We start from the raw sequence: 13,976 nt of genomic DNA, 5'->3' as shown, positions 1-13,976 counted from the left end.
CCGTCGCTACAGCCTTGGGTCGATCGGCTCGCTTTCCAGTGCCAGCACGCCGAAGACACATTCGTGTATCCGCCGCAGTGGTTCCTTTGCGACAAACCGTTTCAGCGCCTCGTGACCAAGCGCGAACTCCCTCAGCGCCAGGCTGCGCTTGCCGCCCAAGCCACGCTCCCGCAGGCGAACGAGGTTGTCCGGCGCATCGTATTCGGGGCCATAGATGATGCGCAGATATTCCCGGCCGCGCACTTTCAAAGCCGGCTGGATGAGCCCCTTTTTGCCGCGGCTGACGAAGTCGCGCGGTTTGACCACCATGCCTTCGCCACCCGAGCCGGTCAGCGCCTCCCACCAGGCGATTGCTTCCGCACAGGCACTAGCGTCCCCCAGATCGACCGTACGCCATTGTGTGCGCGTGACCACGCCATCGTCGGCAGCCAGGCGGCCTGCAAGCGTCATGTGCCAATCATGGTCCTGGTCGAACCGGACTTGTCCTTCACTGGCGAGCAGGTGAAACGGCGCGACCTTCAGGTCGTTGATATCGGAGACTGGCCATACGTAGGGCGCCCAGGCGCTGGCATATTTGGTCGCGCGCGAAGCCCTGTCATCGAAGCGGGCATTCAGGCCGGCTGCATCGATGCCGCGCGCCATCGCCCGGGCCAACGCCTCGCGGCTGGCCTGGAAGCCGGCCGCCGAGGACGTTGCCACCGGCGCGTACTGGCTTTCAATCAAGCTGCCGGCCTTGGCCGACCAAGGCATGATCTCGGTGTCCAGCAGCAGCCAATCGCTGTTCAATTCGTTCCACAAATCGGCTGCTTCGACGCTGGCGCGGAGACGGGCAAGCAGGCCCTCCGTCATGGCGGCGTCCTTGAAGAAGGAGCGTCCCGTCCGGGTCCAGATTGCGCCGGTCTCGTCTCTTGATACACCGAAGCGGGCGCGCGCCGTCTGCGCGTTTCGGCACAGCGCGACGACTGCCCGCGAACCCATGTGCTTCTCCTCGCACACGACCTCAGCGACGCCGCGTTCGCGGAAGTATGCGAAAGCGTCTTCGGGGCGTTCCAGCCAACCGCTCTCGCTGCTGGTCTTGGATGGCGACATCGTCGGCGGCAGATAGATCAGCCATTGCGGCGACAGCGCGAAGCGGCTCATCACCTCAAGTGCTGCCGACGCGTTCTCCTCGGCCACCACGATGCGGCCCCTCAGTTCGGTATCGATCCAGCGGCGCCCGGAGACATCCTGATAGTCGAGCACGCCGTCGGCGTCGGCCTGTGCCGATTTGCCGATACCGGATCCACCCAATGGACGCACGGATTCGGACCAGGTCCGGATTGCCGGCACCTCGACAAGTTCGCGCTCGGGCCAGCGCAAGGCGGTCAGCTTGCCGCCGAACACGCAGCCGGTGTCGATGCAAAGGGTGTTGTTGACCCATTCGGCCGACAGCACAGGCGTATGCCCATAGATGACGGCCGTCTTGCCACGGTAGGCTGTCGCCCAGTCGGCGCGGACGGGCAGGCCAAATTCGTCGATCCCGCCTGTCGTCTCGCCATAGAGCGCGAATTCGCGGACTGCGCCGGAGCCGCGCCCGATCATCTCTTCCTTGAGCCCGGCATGGGCGATGGCGAGGCGTCCGTCGTCCAGCCAGACATGACTACGCAGGCTATCGAGGAAGGCCGGCAGGGCCTCTCGCAGGCCGCGATCCTGAGTGTCCAGCTGGTCGATGGTCTGCTGCAGGCCGTGAGCGACCGTGACCTTGCGGCCTTCCAACCAGCGGCCGAGTTTGCGTTCGTGGTTGCCCTGGATACAGTAAGCGGTACCCGCCGCAACCATGCTCATGACGATGCGCAGGGCGTCGGGCGAGTTGGGGCCGCGATCGATGATGTCGCCGACAAAGACGATCTTGCGGCCTGCCGGCGGTATGACGACGACCGTTCGGTCGCCGCGCTCCTCGGACCAGGCGACGTTGTAGCCGAGTTGGCCGAGCAGGGTCTGAAGTTCGTCGGCGCAGCCGTGGATGTCGCCTATGATGTCGAACGGACCGCCATCGTCCCGCTTATCGGTCCACAGCGGTTGGCGCGAGACCTTGGCCGCGTCGATGCTGGCCTCGCTGGTAAGTTTCCAGACCTGGCGAAAGCCCTCGCGTTGCAGGCCGCCGAGCCCTTTGCGGATTTCGGTCGTCATGCGTTGGGCCACGCCGGCACCGAACTGTCGGTCGGATCGAGCCGCGTTGCGTGCGACGCAGATGTCGACGCCTGGATCGATGACCACGGCGACCGGCAGAGCATGCCATTTACGGGCCAGTTCGATCCAGGCCTTGCGGTCAGCGGCTCGCACATTGGTGGCGTCGATGACGGCCAGCTTGCGATGCTTGAGCCGTTTGCCGGCGATATCGCGCACCAATTCAAAGGCGTCGGCCGAGACATCCTGATCGGTCTCGTTGTCGCAGACCAGCGCGCGGCAGCGATCCGAGGAGATGATCTCGGTCGGCAGGAAGTGCTTGGCGGCGAAGGTCGATTTGCCCGATCCCGTCGAGCCGATCAGCACGACGAGGGCGAAGTCAGGGATGGCGAGATCGGTCTTGTCGGGCTCTCTCATCGTGTGAACACCGCCATCTGCGTCGGCGCGCCGAGGATAGGGTCCACGGTCCCGATGCCGCTGAAGGCTGCGGCATAGCCATAGGTCTCGCCGATTTTGGCTGCCCAGGCTTCGAACTCAGTCCGGCTCCATTCGAAGCGATGATCGGGGTGGCGAAAAGCGCCTGGGGCCAAGCTGGGAAACAGGGCGTTGTACTCCGCGTTCGGAGTGGTCACGATCACTGACTTGGGCACCGTCTCACCAAAAACGATGCGTTCGATCAAGGGCAACCTGTCTTCGTCGAGATGCTCAATGACCTCGACCAGCACGGCGACGTCGGCTTCGGCCCAGCGGCTGTCCCGGTATGTCAGCGACCCGTGCAACAGTGCGACCCGACCCTCGGGCGGTCCGCCGAACTCGTTCAGCTTGAGACGCTTGGCGGCCCATTCCAGTTCGCGGACTGCGGGATCGAGTCCGAACAGCCTGTGGACCCATCGTTCGCGCACGAGCCGGTATAGCAGCTTGCCCTCGCCGCATCCCAAATCCGCAATGCTGGTTCCGCCAGTCGCCCGAATGGCCTCGACCACAGCGTCCAAACGCAGGTCGTTCAGTCGAATAGGCACCTCCAGAACTTCCTCAGGCGCGCTCCGGGCTTCGGGAGGCAGTGCCTCGCTGGCAGTCTCCGGGGCCAGCCGCTCAAGGGCGATACGGGCCAACGCGCCGCGATTGCGCAGGTAGCGGCGCACGATCAGGTCCTTGGCGGGATGGTTTTCCAGCCAACCCTCGCCCTTGGACAGCAGCTTGTCGATCTCGTCTTCGCCGACCCAGTAGTGCTTTGCGTCATCCAACACCGGGATCAGGACATAGAGGTGGTTCAGCAGACCACTTAGACGGCCTGTGCCGGTCAGCTTCAGATGGCCGTATCGCCGGTCGCCTGCACCAGGCCCGAGGTTCTCGATCGGCGTCAGTTCGACGGTCCATCCCAGGGGCTCGAACAGGCTGTGAACCAGACCCTCACCACCATGTATCGGCAGCGGCGTCACCACGGCCTCCAATGGTAGCTCGCTGGAGGCCAATTCTTGGCGCTCCTTCGATATGCCGGTCATTGCGGTCCGCAGTGTCTTGTTGAGCGCCACCGACAGGAAGGACGATGCCGCATAGGGCCGGTCGTTTACATACTGGTCCAGCAGGCCTTCTGCCTGGCCCTTGCCCCGCACCAGCCCGATCGGGTCGACGTCGAGGAGAAGTGCAGCCTCGCAACGCTCTTCGGTTGCCTCCGGATAGAACAGCCACGCCTTGCCGAAGGCCAGGTCGGTCTCGTGCAGACGATCGGGATGCTTGTGCAGCAGGAAGCCGAGATCTGTGGCCGGACGATGCGTGGTAGCGACGGACAGGAACATCAGCGACCGATAGCGCAGACAAGCAGAATAACCAATGGCGTTGCACGGCTATCTACTGAGTCTCGACTGGATCGCTGTTCGTCTGTTCAAGTGCGTGAAGATATCCAAAGCCAGAACTTTGACTCGAAGGCTCAGTTGCGGCAACGGGCAAGAAAAAGGCAGGCGCCGTGCTGGCGCCTGCCTTTTGTTTTCGGCCAGGGGTGGCGCGTGCGTTACGCGGCGACACGCTCGCCTGCAGTCGCCGCCACCACGGCGTCGACCTTGGCCGTCGCCTTGGCGAGAGCCTCGGTCGCCGCATCGGCGCCCATGGCGACGCCTTCGATGCGGATGACGTCGACATCGGTCATGCCGATGAAGCCGAGCACGCTGCGCAGGTAAGGAATGGCGTGATCGAACTGCACGGCCGCACCCTCGGAATAGATGCCGCCCGAAGCCAGCACGATATAGACCTTCTTGCCGGTGACGAGACCCTTGGGGCCGTTCTCGCCATAGGCAAAGCTCTTGCCGGAGCGGGCAACGTGATCGACCCAGGACTTCAGCGTCGAGGAGATGTTGAAGTTGATGAAGCCGGTGGCGAGGATCACCGTGTCGGCGGCAAACAGCTCGTCCAGCACGGCATCGGAAACACCGACGACTTCCGCCTGGCGCGGGGTGCGGGATTCAGCCGGCGTATAGATGCCGGTCGAATAGTCGGCGTCGATGTGCGGCAGCGGGTTGGCGACGAGGTCGCGCACGACCAACGTGTTGGACGGATCGGCGGCGACGAGCTTCTCGGCGAATTCGGTGGCGATACGGGTCGAGTGCGAGGCGGCGCCGCGCGGGCTTGACGTAACAAGAAGAATGGACATGGCGGTGTCTCCAGTGGAAGTGAATTGTCCCGCCAGATATGGGACTATCGATCCATTCGAAAAACTGGCATATTTTCTATATGATCCATCCATAAAGTGGATACTGCGATGCAACCCAATCCGACACTCGACCAACTTCAGATTTTTGTGACGGTCGCTGAAACCGGTAGTTTCTCGGCCGCTGGCCGCAAGCTCAACCGGGCGCAGTCCGTCATCAGTTATGGCATCGCCAATCTCGAGGCGCAGCTTGGACTGAAACTGTTCGAGCGCGAGGGTACGCGCGAGCCGCAACTGACCGAGATCGGCCGGGCGATGCTGGAGGACGCGCGGCGCATGGTCGGCGTGCTGCAGCGGATCCGCTCGCGTGTCGATGGCCATCATCAGGGGCTGGAGGCCGAAATCGCGCTGTCGGTCGACGCGACGCTGCCCTCGCCGGTGCTGGTGCGGGTGCTGAAGGCGTTCGAGGCACAGTTTCCGACCGTGATGTTGCGCCTGCATATCGGCACGCTGGGCATCATTCCCGATCATGTCCTCAGCGGGCAGGCCGATCTTGGTGTCGGCGGCATGCTGGGCGAGGCCGACGTCCATCTCGTGCGCATCGGCTTCATGTCGATCGTGCTGGCCGCTGCGCCCAGCCACCCGCTGGCCCAGCTGCCAAAACCGCTGGCGATCGAGGATGTGCGCGAACACACCCAGCTTGTCGTCACCGACCAGTCCGAACGCACCAAGGGACGCGACTTCGGTGTCTTTGCCTACCGAACCTGGCGCCTCACGGATGTGCGCACCAAGCATATTCTGATGCGCGAGGGGCTGGGCTGGGGCGGGCTGCCGCGCTGGCTGATCGCCGATGATTTGGCAAGCGGCCGGCTGGTGGAACTCGACCTTGAACCGTTCAGCGAGGCACGCTCGCCGCTGTTTGCCATGCATCGCAACGACAGCAGCCCGAAGCCGGCGGCGGCCTGGCTGATCGACCGGTTCAAGCGAGGGCTCGGCTGCTTCAACGAGTTCGAGCCGGGCGAGGTGCCGGAGGAAGAGCTGGAGACAGCCCATCGATAAGCGCGACGAGGACGCCACGATGGTCTTCGATCGAGCCTCCGGCTTCGATGGCAAGGGCTGCACGGTCGAAGGCGGATGCAAGCAGTGCGGTAAGCGCATCCACCGGTAGTCTCGTCATCGATTGCTCTCGCATCGCCGCGACGAGGCCTTCGCGCAGCGAGCGGTTGCCGTGCCGGTTGTCGATCTCGTCCATCCCGGCGCGGCCGAGCACGGCCGGCCCGTCGAGCAGCAACAGCCGCGTGCGGCCAGGCGTGCGCATGGCGGCGAGATAGGCGTCCGACCCGGCGATCAGCGCGTCGCGGGCAAACAGCGAGGGCGGCGAAGCGCGATCTACCTCTGCCGCGACGGCCTCCGCCTCCTGCTCGACGACGGCGGCGAACAGCGCCTGCTTGTCGGCGAAATGGTGGTAGAGCGCGCCGCGGGTGACGCCGGCGGCGGCGACGATCTCGGGCGTGCCGGTCTCGGCGTAGGGTTTTTCGATAAACAGTTTTCGCGCCGCTGCGATCAGGTCGGCACGCGTCGCTTCGGTTCGATCACGATTGGAGCGGCGCGCGGGTTCTCGTTGCATACATGCAGCCTGTATGTTATTTCAATTTACATGCAGACTGTATGTTATCTGCGGGAGAAAGAAAGATGAAGACGACGAGCTATTATCCGGTGCTGATGACGGGCGACGTGGCCGGCACGAAAGCCTTCTATATCAAGCACTTCAGCTTCAAGCCGCTGTTCGAGAGCGACTGGTATGTGCATCTGCAGTCGGCCGAGGATCGCCGCGTCAATCTCGGCATCGTCCAGGGCGACCACGAGACGATCCCCGAGGAGGGGCGGCGGGGGCGGACGTCGGGCCTGCTGATCAATTTCGAGGTCAGAGATCCGGACGCGGTCTATGAGCGGATCCTTGCCGCCGGCCTGCCGATCCTGTGCAGCCTGCGCGACGAACCCTTCGGCCAGCGCCATTTCATCACCAAGGACCCCAACGGGGTGCTGATCGACGTGATCAAGCCGATCCCGCTCAGCCCGGAGTTCCAGGCGCAATTTGTTGAAGGGTCGGCAGCCTAGGCGGAGAAACGAAGCGCCTCAACCTGCCCTTGCCACCGGTGTCACCGTCACTTGGCTGATGCCGGTCCGCCGCACCACGGTGCACAGCGTCTCGCGGCCGATGCGCTCGGCGTCGAGCATGCGCACGAGATCGTCGACGCCGGTGATCGGACGTCCGTCGATGGCGGCGATGATGTCGCCTTCCTTCAGGCCGGCCTTGGCCGCCGGGCCGTTCTTCTCGACGCTGCGAAGGCGCACCGCCGTATTGCTCGACACTTGCGACAGAAGGGCAGCGCGGCGCGGCAGGTTGGTGGTGTCGGCCGAGACGCCGATGAAGGCGCGGCGCACGCGGCCGAAGCGGATGATTTCGGAGATGACGAAATTGGCGGTGTTGGAGGCAACCGCGAAGGCGATGCCCTGTGCGCCGTGGATCATGGCGGTGTTGACGCCGATCACCTCGCCAGCCGAAGACACCAGCGGTCCGCCTGAGTTGCCGGGGTTCAACGCTGCGTCGGTCTGGATGACGTCGTCGATCAGCCGGCCGGTGGAGGCGCGCATCGAGCGGCCGAGCGCCGAGACGACGCCGGACGTGACGGTCCATTCGAAGCCGAGCGGATTGCCGATGGCGATCGCAATCTGGCCGCGCCGCAGATGCTTGGAATCGCCCAGCGGCGCCACATCAGCAAAGCTGCCGTCGGCGCGCACCAGCGCGATGTCGGTGTCGGGGTCGCGGCCGAGCACGCGGCCTTCGCGCGAGGCGCCGTCCGGCATCGACACGCGCACCGTCTTCGCATCGCCGACGACGTGGAAATTGGTGACGACCAGCCCGTCCAGCGCGATGACGAAGCCGGAGCCATGGCCGCCCTGACCGCCGATGCGCTCGATGCGGCAGACGGCCGGGCCGATGCGGTCGACAGCGTCGGCGACGGTTGCCGAATAGGCATCGAGAAGCGTGTCGTCGGGTTGCAGTTTCGGGGCAGGCAGGGCCATTTTCCGGGGCTCCGTGTCATCAGGCACAAGGATGACTATATGTGCGGAGCGGCCTGTTCGGCCGCGACCTGACCAGATGGCCAGTCGAACCGCCAACTAGCCGTCAGGCGAGTACCAACCCTCGCGCAAGGCAGCGATATCTGGGACATGAGAAACCCAGGAGACCAATCATGAGCGACTTCAATCTGAGCGCGTTTTCCGACGCCATCGCCGATGTCGCGGCAATTGCGGCGCCGGCCATGGCGAGCCTTGCCACGCATCACCATCGCACAGTGAGCGCCTTCCACTGGCGCGACGGCTATTTCGTTACCGCCGAGGAGGCCGTGGAGGCTGGTGAGGAGATCGAACTGACGCTGGCTTCGGGCGTGACGGTGAAGGCCGAACTGGTCGGCCGCGATCCTTCGACCGGCGTCGCGCTGCTGAAACCGGTCGAAACGGTCAACACCGCGCCGCTGGCCAAGGCCGATGCCGTGCGGCCGGGCAATCTGGCCATCACCGTCGGCAACAGCGGTGGTGCAGCACTTGCCGTGTTCGGAACGGTCGGCGAGGTCGGCCCGGCCTGGCGCTCGATGCGCGGCGGCACGATCGACCGGCGCATCAATCTCGCCGTCAATGCCGGCGGCCGCTTCGAGGGCGGCCCGGTGCTCGACGCCAAGGGCGGGCTGATCGGCATGCTTCTGTTCGGGCCGCGCCGGCGGGCATTGGTCATGCCCTATGAGACGATCGAGCGGGCGGTGTCGACGTTGCGCGAAAAGGGCCATGTCGCGCGCGGCTATCTCGGCGCCGGCCTGCATCCGGTGCACAACAGCGACACGCATGGCGCGATGGTGATGAGCCTCGACGACGGCGGTCCGGCCAAGGCCGCCGGCCTCTATGTTGGTGACATCATCGTCTCCTGGAATGGCGAGGCCGTACACGGTCCGCGCGATCTGATCCGCAAGCTCGGGCCGGACAGCGCCGGCACCTCGGTGACGCTTGGCGTGGTGCGCGGCGGTGAACAGCGCGATGTCGCGGTGACGATTGGCGAGAAGCCGCTGAGCTGAGAGGACGGATGGCAGACAGCGCAAGCCACACCATCGCGAGAGGCGACCTGGCGGGCCACCGGTTGACGGTGCTGATCGCGCTCGGCGACGCTGTGCGCGCCGAACGGCTGTCCGCGGCCCTTGCCGCGACCGGCGACCTGCTACCGGTCATGGCCGGCAGCAATTCCAGCTTGGCGGCGGATGTGGCCATCGTCGATGTGGGCAGCCTGGAAGGCGGCATCGACCTCGCGACACCTCGGGTGCTGCTGTCCCGTCAGGCTACCCAGGAGCGGGTGGCCGACAACCTGCTTGCCGTGCTGCCGACGGCGGCCGACGACCTGCTGATTGCCGCTGCCGTGCGGCTGGCGGCGGCGGGCTACCGGATTTCGGGGGGAGGCCGTGCCTTGCCCGACCGGCATGACGATTTCGCTTTCCATGACGGGGATCTGTTCGACGAGGAACCGGCGGACGTCGGCCGGCCGGCGCTGTCGCCGCGCGAGGCGGAAGTGTTGGCGCTGCTCGCCGAAGGCGCGCCCAACAAGGTGATCGCCAGGCGGCTGAACATTTCCGTGCACACGGCGAAGTTCCACGTCGCCGCGATCCTGATCAAGCTGGGTGCTGCCAACCGTACCGACGCCATCGCCATCGCGATGCGGCAGGGTCTGGTGCTCGTTTAGGGTCTATCGATATTCAGGTGATGCCGGTCTGCAAACATCAGCTTCCTGCGCTTCCGGTGCTCACGTACCCAAAAGTACGCTCCGCTCCGGTTCTCGGAACCCGCTGTTTTCGACTCGGCCTGACCTGAATCTCAACAGACCCTGGTCCGGCTTCACCAGTTTCCCGACCCTACGCAGCGTAACCAGCTTTGCATGCTTTCGGCTCTTGCGCTGCGGTTGCCTGCCGCGCAAAGGTTCGCACCTGTCGTGCTGCAAGGGAGGCGGAAAAATGTCGCTCAAGGGAAAGACGCTGTTCATCTCCGGCGGATCGCGCGGCATTGGGCTGGCAATCGCGCTGCGTGCGGCGCGTGACGGCGCCAATGTGACGATCGCCGCCAAGACCGCCGAACCGCACCCCAAGCTGCCGGGCACGATCTATACGGCTGCCGAGGAGATCGAGCAGGCCGGCGGCAAGGGGCTGCCCGTCTTGTGCGACATTCGCGAGGAAGCGCAGGTCGCCGAAGCTGTCGCCAAGACCGTCGAAAAGTTCGGCGGCATCGACATCTGCGTCAACAATGCCAGCGCCATCCAGCTCACCGGCACGCTGGAGACCGACATGAAGCGCTACGATCTGATGCACCAGATCAACACGCGCGGCACCTTTCTGGTGTCCAAAATGTGCATTCCGCACCTGAAGTTGGCTAAGAATCCTCACATCCTGAATCTGGCGCCGCCGCTCGACATGAAGGCCAAATGGTTCAAGAACCACGTCGCCTACACGATGGCCAAGTTCGGCATGTCGATGTGCACGCTGGGCATGAGCGCGGAGTTCGCCAGGGACGGCATCGCCGTCAACTCGCTGTGGCCGATCTCGACCATCGACACGGCGGCGGTGCGCAATCTGCTCGGTGGCGCGACGGTGGTGGCGATGAGCCGTTCGCCCGACATCATGGCAGATGCCGCGCATGCGATCTTCATGCGGCCGTCGCGCGAGGCGACCGGCAATTTCTACATCGACGAGGAGGTGCTGCGCGCCGAGGGCGTCAGCGATTTCTCCGTCTATTCGCCAGGGGCGACCGGACCGCTCGCCGGCGACTTTTTTGTTCCCGACGAGGTGTTCGCCCGGACCGATACCAACATCAAAAGCATCTACTGAAGGGCGCTGCGCGCCCTTATTCCGCGGCCTTCCTGGCCTTGCCCAGACCCATCAGCCGGTCGATGTAGGCCAGCATGAAGGCCGACAGCACGAAGGCGAGGTGGATGATGGTCAGCCACATCAACTGATCGGTCGTGTAGGAGACCGAGTTCAGGAAGACCTGCAGCAGGTGGATGGACGAGATGGCGACGATGGTCGAGGCGACCTTGACCTTCAGCGAGCCGACATCGATCGTGCCCAGCCAGTGCACCTCGCCGTCATTCTCATCGAAACGGCTGATTTTCGTAGCCCGAGATGATCACCATCACCACCAGCGAGGCGACAAGTGCCGCATCGATCAGGCCGAGCATCTTGAGGATGGTGTCGGTATCGCCAAGCGTGAACGCCACGGTGACGAACTCGTAGAGTTTCTTGCCGAAGGACAGGGCATAGATGGCAAGTGCCAGGCCCAGCCCGATATAGAACACGACCAGCAGCCAGCGCGTGGCGAGAATGATCGATTCGATGGCGAGTTCGAGACGTTTCATATTTGGTTCCGGTCTTTTTTGGCACTGTCGTATTTCGAGCAGGCCGCCACGGTTTGCAAGGGCGGTCGTCGAGGGAAACAAAAACCCCGCCGGAGGGGACCGGCGGGGCTCATGTGTCCCGCTGGAGTCGGGACAGGGCAGGGAACGCCCTTCCGAAATCTGAGGTTGTCAATGCGGCTATTCAATGATCTCCACCGAATCGCCGGCTACAATTCTTTTTGAGTGTGCTTCTTCGCGAGCAGGCCCATGCCATCAAAACGGGATGGGCCTGCTCTTGCCTTCGCGATTCCGGAAACCCGCTCAGGCTTCTGGAATCATGCACTAATTCGTGCTGGCCACCGGCGCCACCAGCGAGGTGATGCGGCGGATGGCGACGCGGCGGTTCTCCCTGTTGGGGCCCGATGTATCGACCTTGAGATACTCCTCGCCATAGCCCTGCGTCGTCAGATTCTCCGGCGGGATGCCGAAGGCATTGGTGAGCGCCTCGGCGACGGCTTCGGCGCGCCGGTCGGACAGAGCAAGGTTCGCTTCCGGCTTGCCGACGGCGTCGGTATGGCCTTCGATCAGGAAGGTTTCCGCCGGGTTCTTCTGCAACAGCTTCTCCATGGCGCTGGCGACGCCGTCGAGCTTCTGCACTTCGGTATCGGAGATGGAGGCCGAACCGAATTCGAAGTTCAACGTGTCGAGATCGACGCGGCGGGCAATGTCGCGCACGCGGGCCGAACGCTTGACCTCGTCGATCGAGTAGAGGCGCTGCACCCGCTCCACCGGCGGCTGTTCGAGGAAGGTGTAGTAGTCGTCCGGATCTTCGACATTCTCGGAGTCCAGGATGTACTCCTCGCGCGAGATCGTGAGTCGCATCGGCGGCAGGTCGTCGCCGGGATCGCGCCAGTCGCCATCATCCTCATAGTGCCGCTCGTCGACATAGCTCAGCACATATTCGCGGCCATCCGGCGTGATGCGCGAACGCTGGATGACGTCGCCGTAACGGTTGCGGATGGTGACGATCTGGACGCCATTGTCACGCTCGACGATTTCCCGGGTGCGATCGCCCGACAGATCCTCATAGTACACGTTCCTGGCGCCGCGGTGCATGCGCGGAGCGTCGTTGCTTTCCACGATCGTCTGGTTGTTGAACTGCAGGATGACGCGGTCGCCGAGTTCCCTGACGACGTCGACGCCTTTCGGACGCCGGCGGTCGCGGACGTTCTCATCGGGTGCACGCTCGACGCGCGTGCCCTTTTCCTCCGTCACCGGGGCGATCTTTTCAGGCTGGATTGCCTGCTGGGCCGACTTGTCGTCGGTGGGCGGCGGTCCCTGGTCGACCGGGGCGGGCTTTGGAGCCTGCGCCTGCTCGTCAGTCTGCTGGGCGGGCTGGTTGGCCTGCTCGCCACTCGCATTCTCGCCTCCCTGCTGGCCGTTCTTGCCCTTGCGCTTGCGCAGGACATCCTTCTGGCTATCGAGGATGGGAGTTGCGTTCTTGTCGGCCGGGGCTTCGCCCTGGGCCGCATTTTCACCCTGGGCCGGCTGTTCGCCGGTCACGGGCTGCTGGCCATTGGCGGGTTGTTCGGCCGTCGACGGCTGTTCTCCGGTGGCAGGCTGCTCTCCCGTCACCGGCTGTTCGATGGCAGGCTTCTTGCCGCGCTTCTTCTTGTCCTGAGGCTGTTCGCCCTCGGCAGGCGCCGCCTGCTGCTCGGGCTGAATCGGTTCGGCCTGCGGAACCGGCTCGCCGGCGGGCGCTTGCTTCTTGGCCGGCGCCTGCTCGGCGGGCGCGGCTTCGATCTGCTGATCCTGCTTGCGCTTCTTGCGCAGGGGCTGCGGGTTGTTGTCGTTCGCCGGTGCTGCCTGTTCGGCGGGCTGCTCGGCAGGTGCGGCCTCGATCTGCTGCTGCTGGTCGCGCTTCTTCCTGCGCGGCTTGATCGGCTGCTCTTCGTTTGCCGGAGCCGCTTGCTCGGCGGGCTGTTCGGCGGGTGCGGCCTCGATCTGCTGCTGCTGGTCGCGCTTCTTCCTGCGCGGCTTGATCGGCTGCTCTTCGTTTGCCGGAGCCGCCTGCTCGGCGGGCTGTTCGGCAGGTGCGGCCTCGATCTGCTGTTGCTGGTCTCGTTTCTTCCTTCGCGGCAACTGCTCCTCAGCGGCAGGCGCTGCCTGTTCGACCGGAGCCTGTTCGGTTTGCTGCTGTTGATCGCGCTTCTTCCTGCGCGGCTGCTGTTCCTGTTCGCCCTGCGCCGGCGCAGCCTGCTCCGCTGGCGCGGATTCTGTTTGCTGCTGCTGGTCGCGCTTCTTTCTCTTGGGCTGCTCCGGCTCCCCCTGCTGTTTCTGCGCGCAGGCCTCTGCCGATTCGCCCTCGGCACAGGCTGCTTGCGCCAGGATCAGCGGCGCGGCGGTGTGCTGCAAGGGGCCGAAAGCGGCGCCGCCCTGCAGCGGGTACGCGCCCAACGGCGCGGATGCCATCAGCAGGCCAATTGCTGTGCCTGCCAGAATCCGTGGTTGGCGTTTCATCTCAAATTTCTCCTTGTGGGGTCCCATCCCTGCCCAAACTTTCATCATCCGGATTGGTTCCGGCTTGCGGGCATTACTGGCAACGAAGGACGATTGACCGGCCTTTTGAAGGCAACTTCGTGTTTTTCGTATGGTGCCGGCCGCATTTGCGGCATCGCGCGGCACAAGCCGCTTTTGCGTCCATCGCGGCGCTTGACCTTGGCGTCGGTGAGGGCCACATCG

11 protein-coding genes and 1 pseudogene are annotated in these 13,976 nt (G+C 64.5%); 5 read left to right on the top strand and 7 right to left on the bottom strand.

Annotated elements, in window-relative coordinates; all coding sequences use genetic code 11:
* Positions 1-6 precede the first annotated feature (6 nt).
* From ACSQ3Z_RS19625 to ACSQ3Z_RS19615, 3 genes are all read right to left on the bottom strand, one after another.
* On the bottom strand, positions 7-2,583 hold the full coding sequence (locus tag ACSQ3Z_RS19625) for a polynucleotide kinase-phosphatase (protein ID WP_436172951.1): 2,577 nt from the start codon (positions 2,581-2,583) through the stop codon (positions 7-9).
* Positions 2,580-3,962: a 3' terminal RNA ribose 2'-O-methyltransferase Hen1 gene (locus ACSQ3Z_RS19620; RefSeq protein ID WP_436172950.1), complete on the bottom strand. Its 1,383-nt coding sequence runs from the start codon at positions 3,960-3,962 to the stop codon at positions 2,580-2,582. Before ACSQ3Z_RS19620 ends, ACSQ3Z_RS19625 begins: the two co-directional genes overlap by 4 nt.
* 212 nt (positions 3,963-4,174) lie before the next feature.
* Positions 4,175-4,810, bottom strand: coding sequence for an FMN-dependent NADH-azoreductase (locus ACSQ3Z_RS19615; RefSeq protein WP_436172949.1), 636 nt, complete (start codon positions 4,808-4,810; stop codon positions 4,175-4,177).
* Between the two features lie 108 nt (positions 4,811-4,918).
* Between ACSQ3Z_RS19615 and ACSQ3Z_RS19610 the strand changes: the two genes are divergently transcribed.
* Positions 4,919-5,866 (top strand): LysR family transcriptional regulator, encoded by a 948-nt coding sequence (locus ACSQ3Z_RS19610; RefSeq protein WP_436172948.1) that lies wholly within the window; start codon positions 4,919-4,921, stop codon positions 5,864-5,866.
* Here the strand turns inward: ACSQ3Z_RS19610 and ACSQ3Z_RS19605 are convergent.
* Positions 5,808-6,434, bottom strand: coding sequence for a helix-turn-helix domain-containing protein (locus tag ACSQ3Z_RS19605; RefSeq protein ID WP_436172947.1), 627 nt, complete (start codon positions 6,432-6,434; stop codon positions 5,808-5,810). The two genes, ACSQ3Z_RS19610 and ACSQ3Z_RS19605, sit on opposite strands and share 59 nt — an antisense overlap.
* Positions 6,435-6,499: 65 nt before the next feature.
* Between ACSQ3Z_RS19605 and ACSQ3Z_RS19600 the strand changes: the two genes are divergently transcribed.
* Complete coding sequence (locus tag ACSQ3Z_RS19600) at positions 6,500-6,925, top strand: VOC family protein (RefSeq protein WP_436172946.1); 426 nt, start codon at positions 6,500-6,502, stop codon at positions 6,923-6,925.
* 18 nt (positions 6,926-6,943) lie between these two features.
* Here the strand turns inward: ACSQ3Z_RS19600 and ACSQ3Z_RS19595 are convergent, their stop codons facing one another.
* Positions 6,944-7,894, bottom strand: coding sequence for a S1C family serine protease (locus tag ACSQ3Z_RS19595; RefSeq protein WP_436172945.1), 951 nt, complete (start codon positions 7,892-7,894; stop codon positions 6,944-6,946).
* Positions 7,895-8,064: 170 nt separating this feature from the next.
* On the opposite strand from ACSQ3Z_RS19595, the gene ACSQ3Z_RS19590 reads away from it, so the two are divergent.
* The 3 genes from ACSQ3Z_RS19590 (at position 8,065) to ACSQ3Z_RS19580 (ending at position 10,728) form a co-directional block, all read left to right on the top strand.
* Positions 8,065-8,937 (top strand): S1C family serine protease, encoded by an 873-nt coding sequence (locus ACSQ3Z_RS19590; RefSeq protein ID WP_436172944.1) that lies wholly within the window; start codon positions 8,065-8,067, stop codon positions 8,935-8,937.
* Between the two features lie 8 nt (positions 8,938-8,945).
* Entirely contained in the window at positions 8,946-9,593 is a 648-nt protein-coding gene (locus tag ACSQ3Z_RS19585; protein ID WP_436172943.1) for a response regulator transcription factor, read from the top strand.
* A gap of 268 nt (positions 9,594-9,861) precedes the next feature.
* Positions 9,862-10,728, top strand: a complete 867-nt coding sequence (locus ACSQ3Z_RS19580; protein ID WP_436172942.1) for an SDR family oxidoreductase — start codon at positions 9,862-9,864, stop codon at positions 10,726-10,728.
* A gap of 16 nt (positions 10,729-10,744) precedes the next feature.
* Here the strand turns inward: ACSQ3Z_RS19580 and ACSQ3Z_RS19575 are convergent.
* Positions 10,745-11,255, bottom strand: a pseudogene (locus ACSQ3Z_RS19575) (TIGR00645 family protein).
* A gap of 321 nt (positions 11,256-11,576) precedes the next feature.
* Positions 11,577-13,754 (bottom strand): OmpA family protein, encoded by a 2,178-nt coding sequence (locus ACSQ3Z_RS19570; RefSeq protein ID WP_436172941.1) that lies wholly within the window; start codon positions 13,752-13,754, stop codon positions 11,577-11,579.
* Positions 13,755-13,976 lie beyond the last annotated feature (222 nt).

The organism is Mesorhizobium sp. LjNodule214 (assembly GCF_964252735.1).
GTDB lineage: Bacteria > Pseudomonadota > Alphaproteobacteria > Rhizobiales > Rhizobiaceae > Mesorhizobium.
The sequence above is the reverse complement of the archived record's forward strand: the minus strand, read 5'-3'. Positions and strand labels throughout refer to the sequence as shown.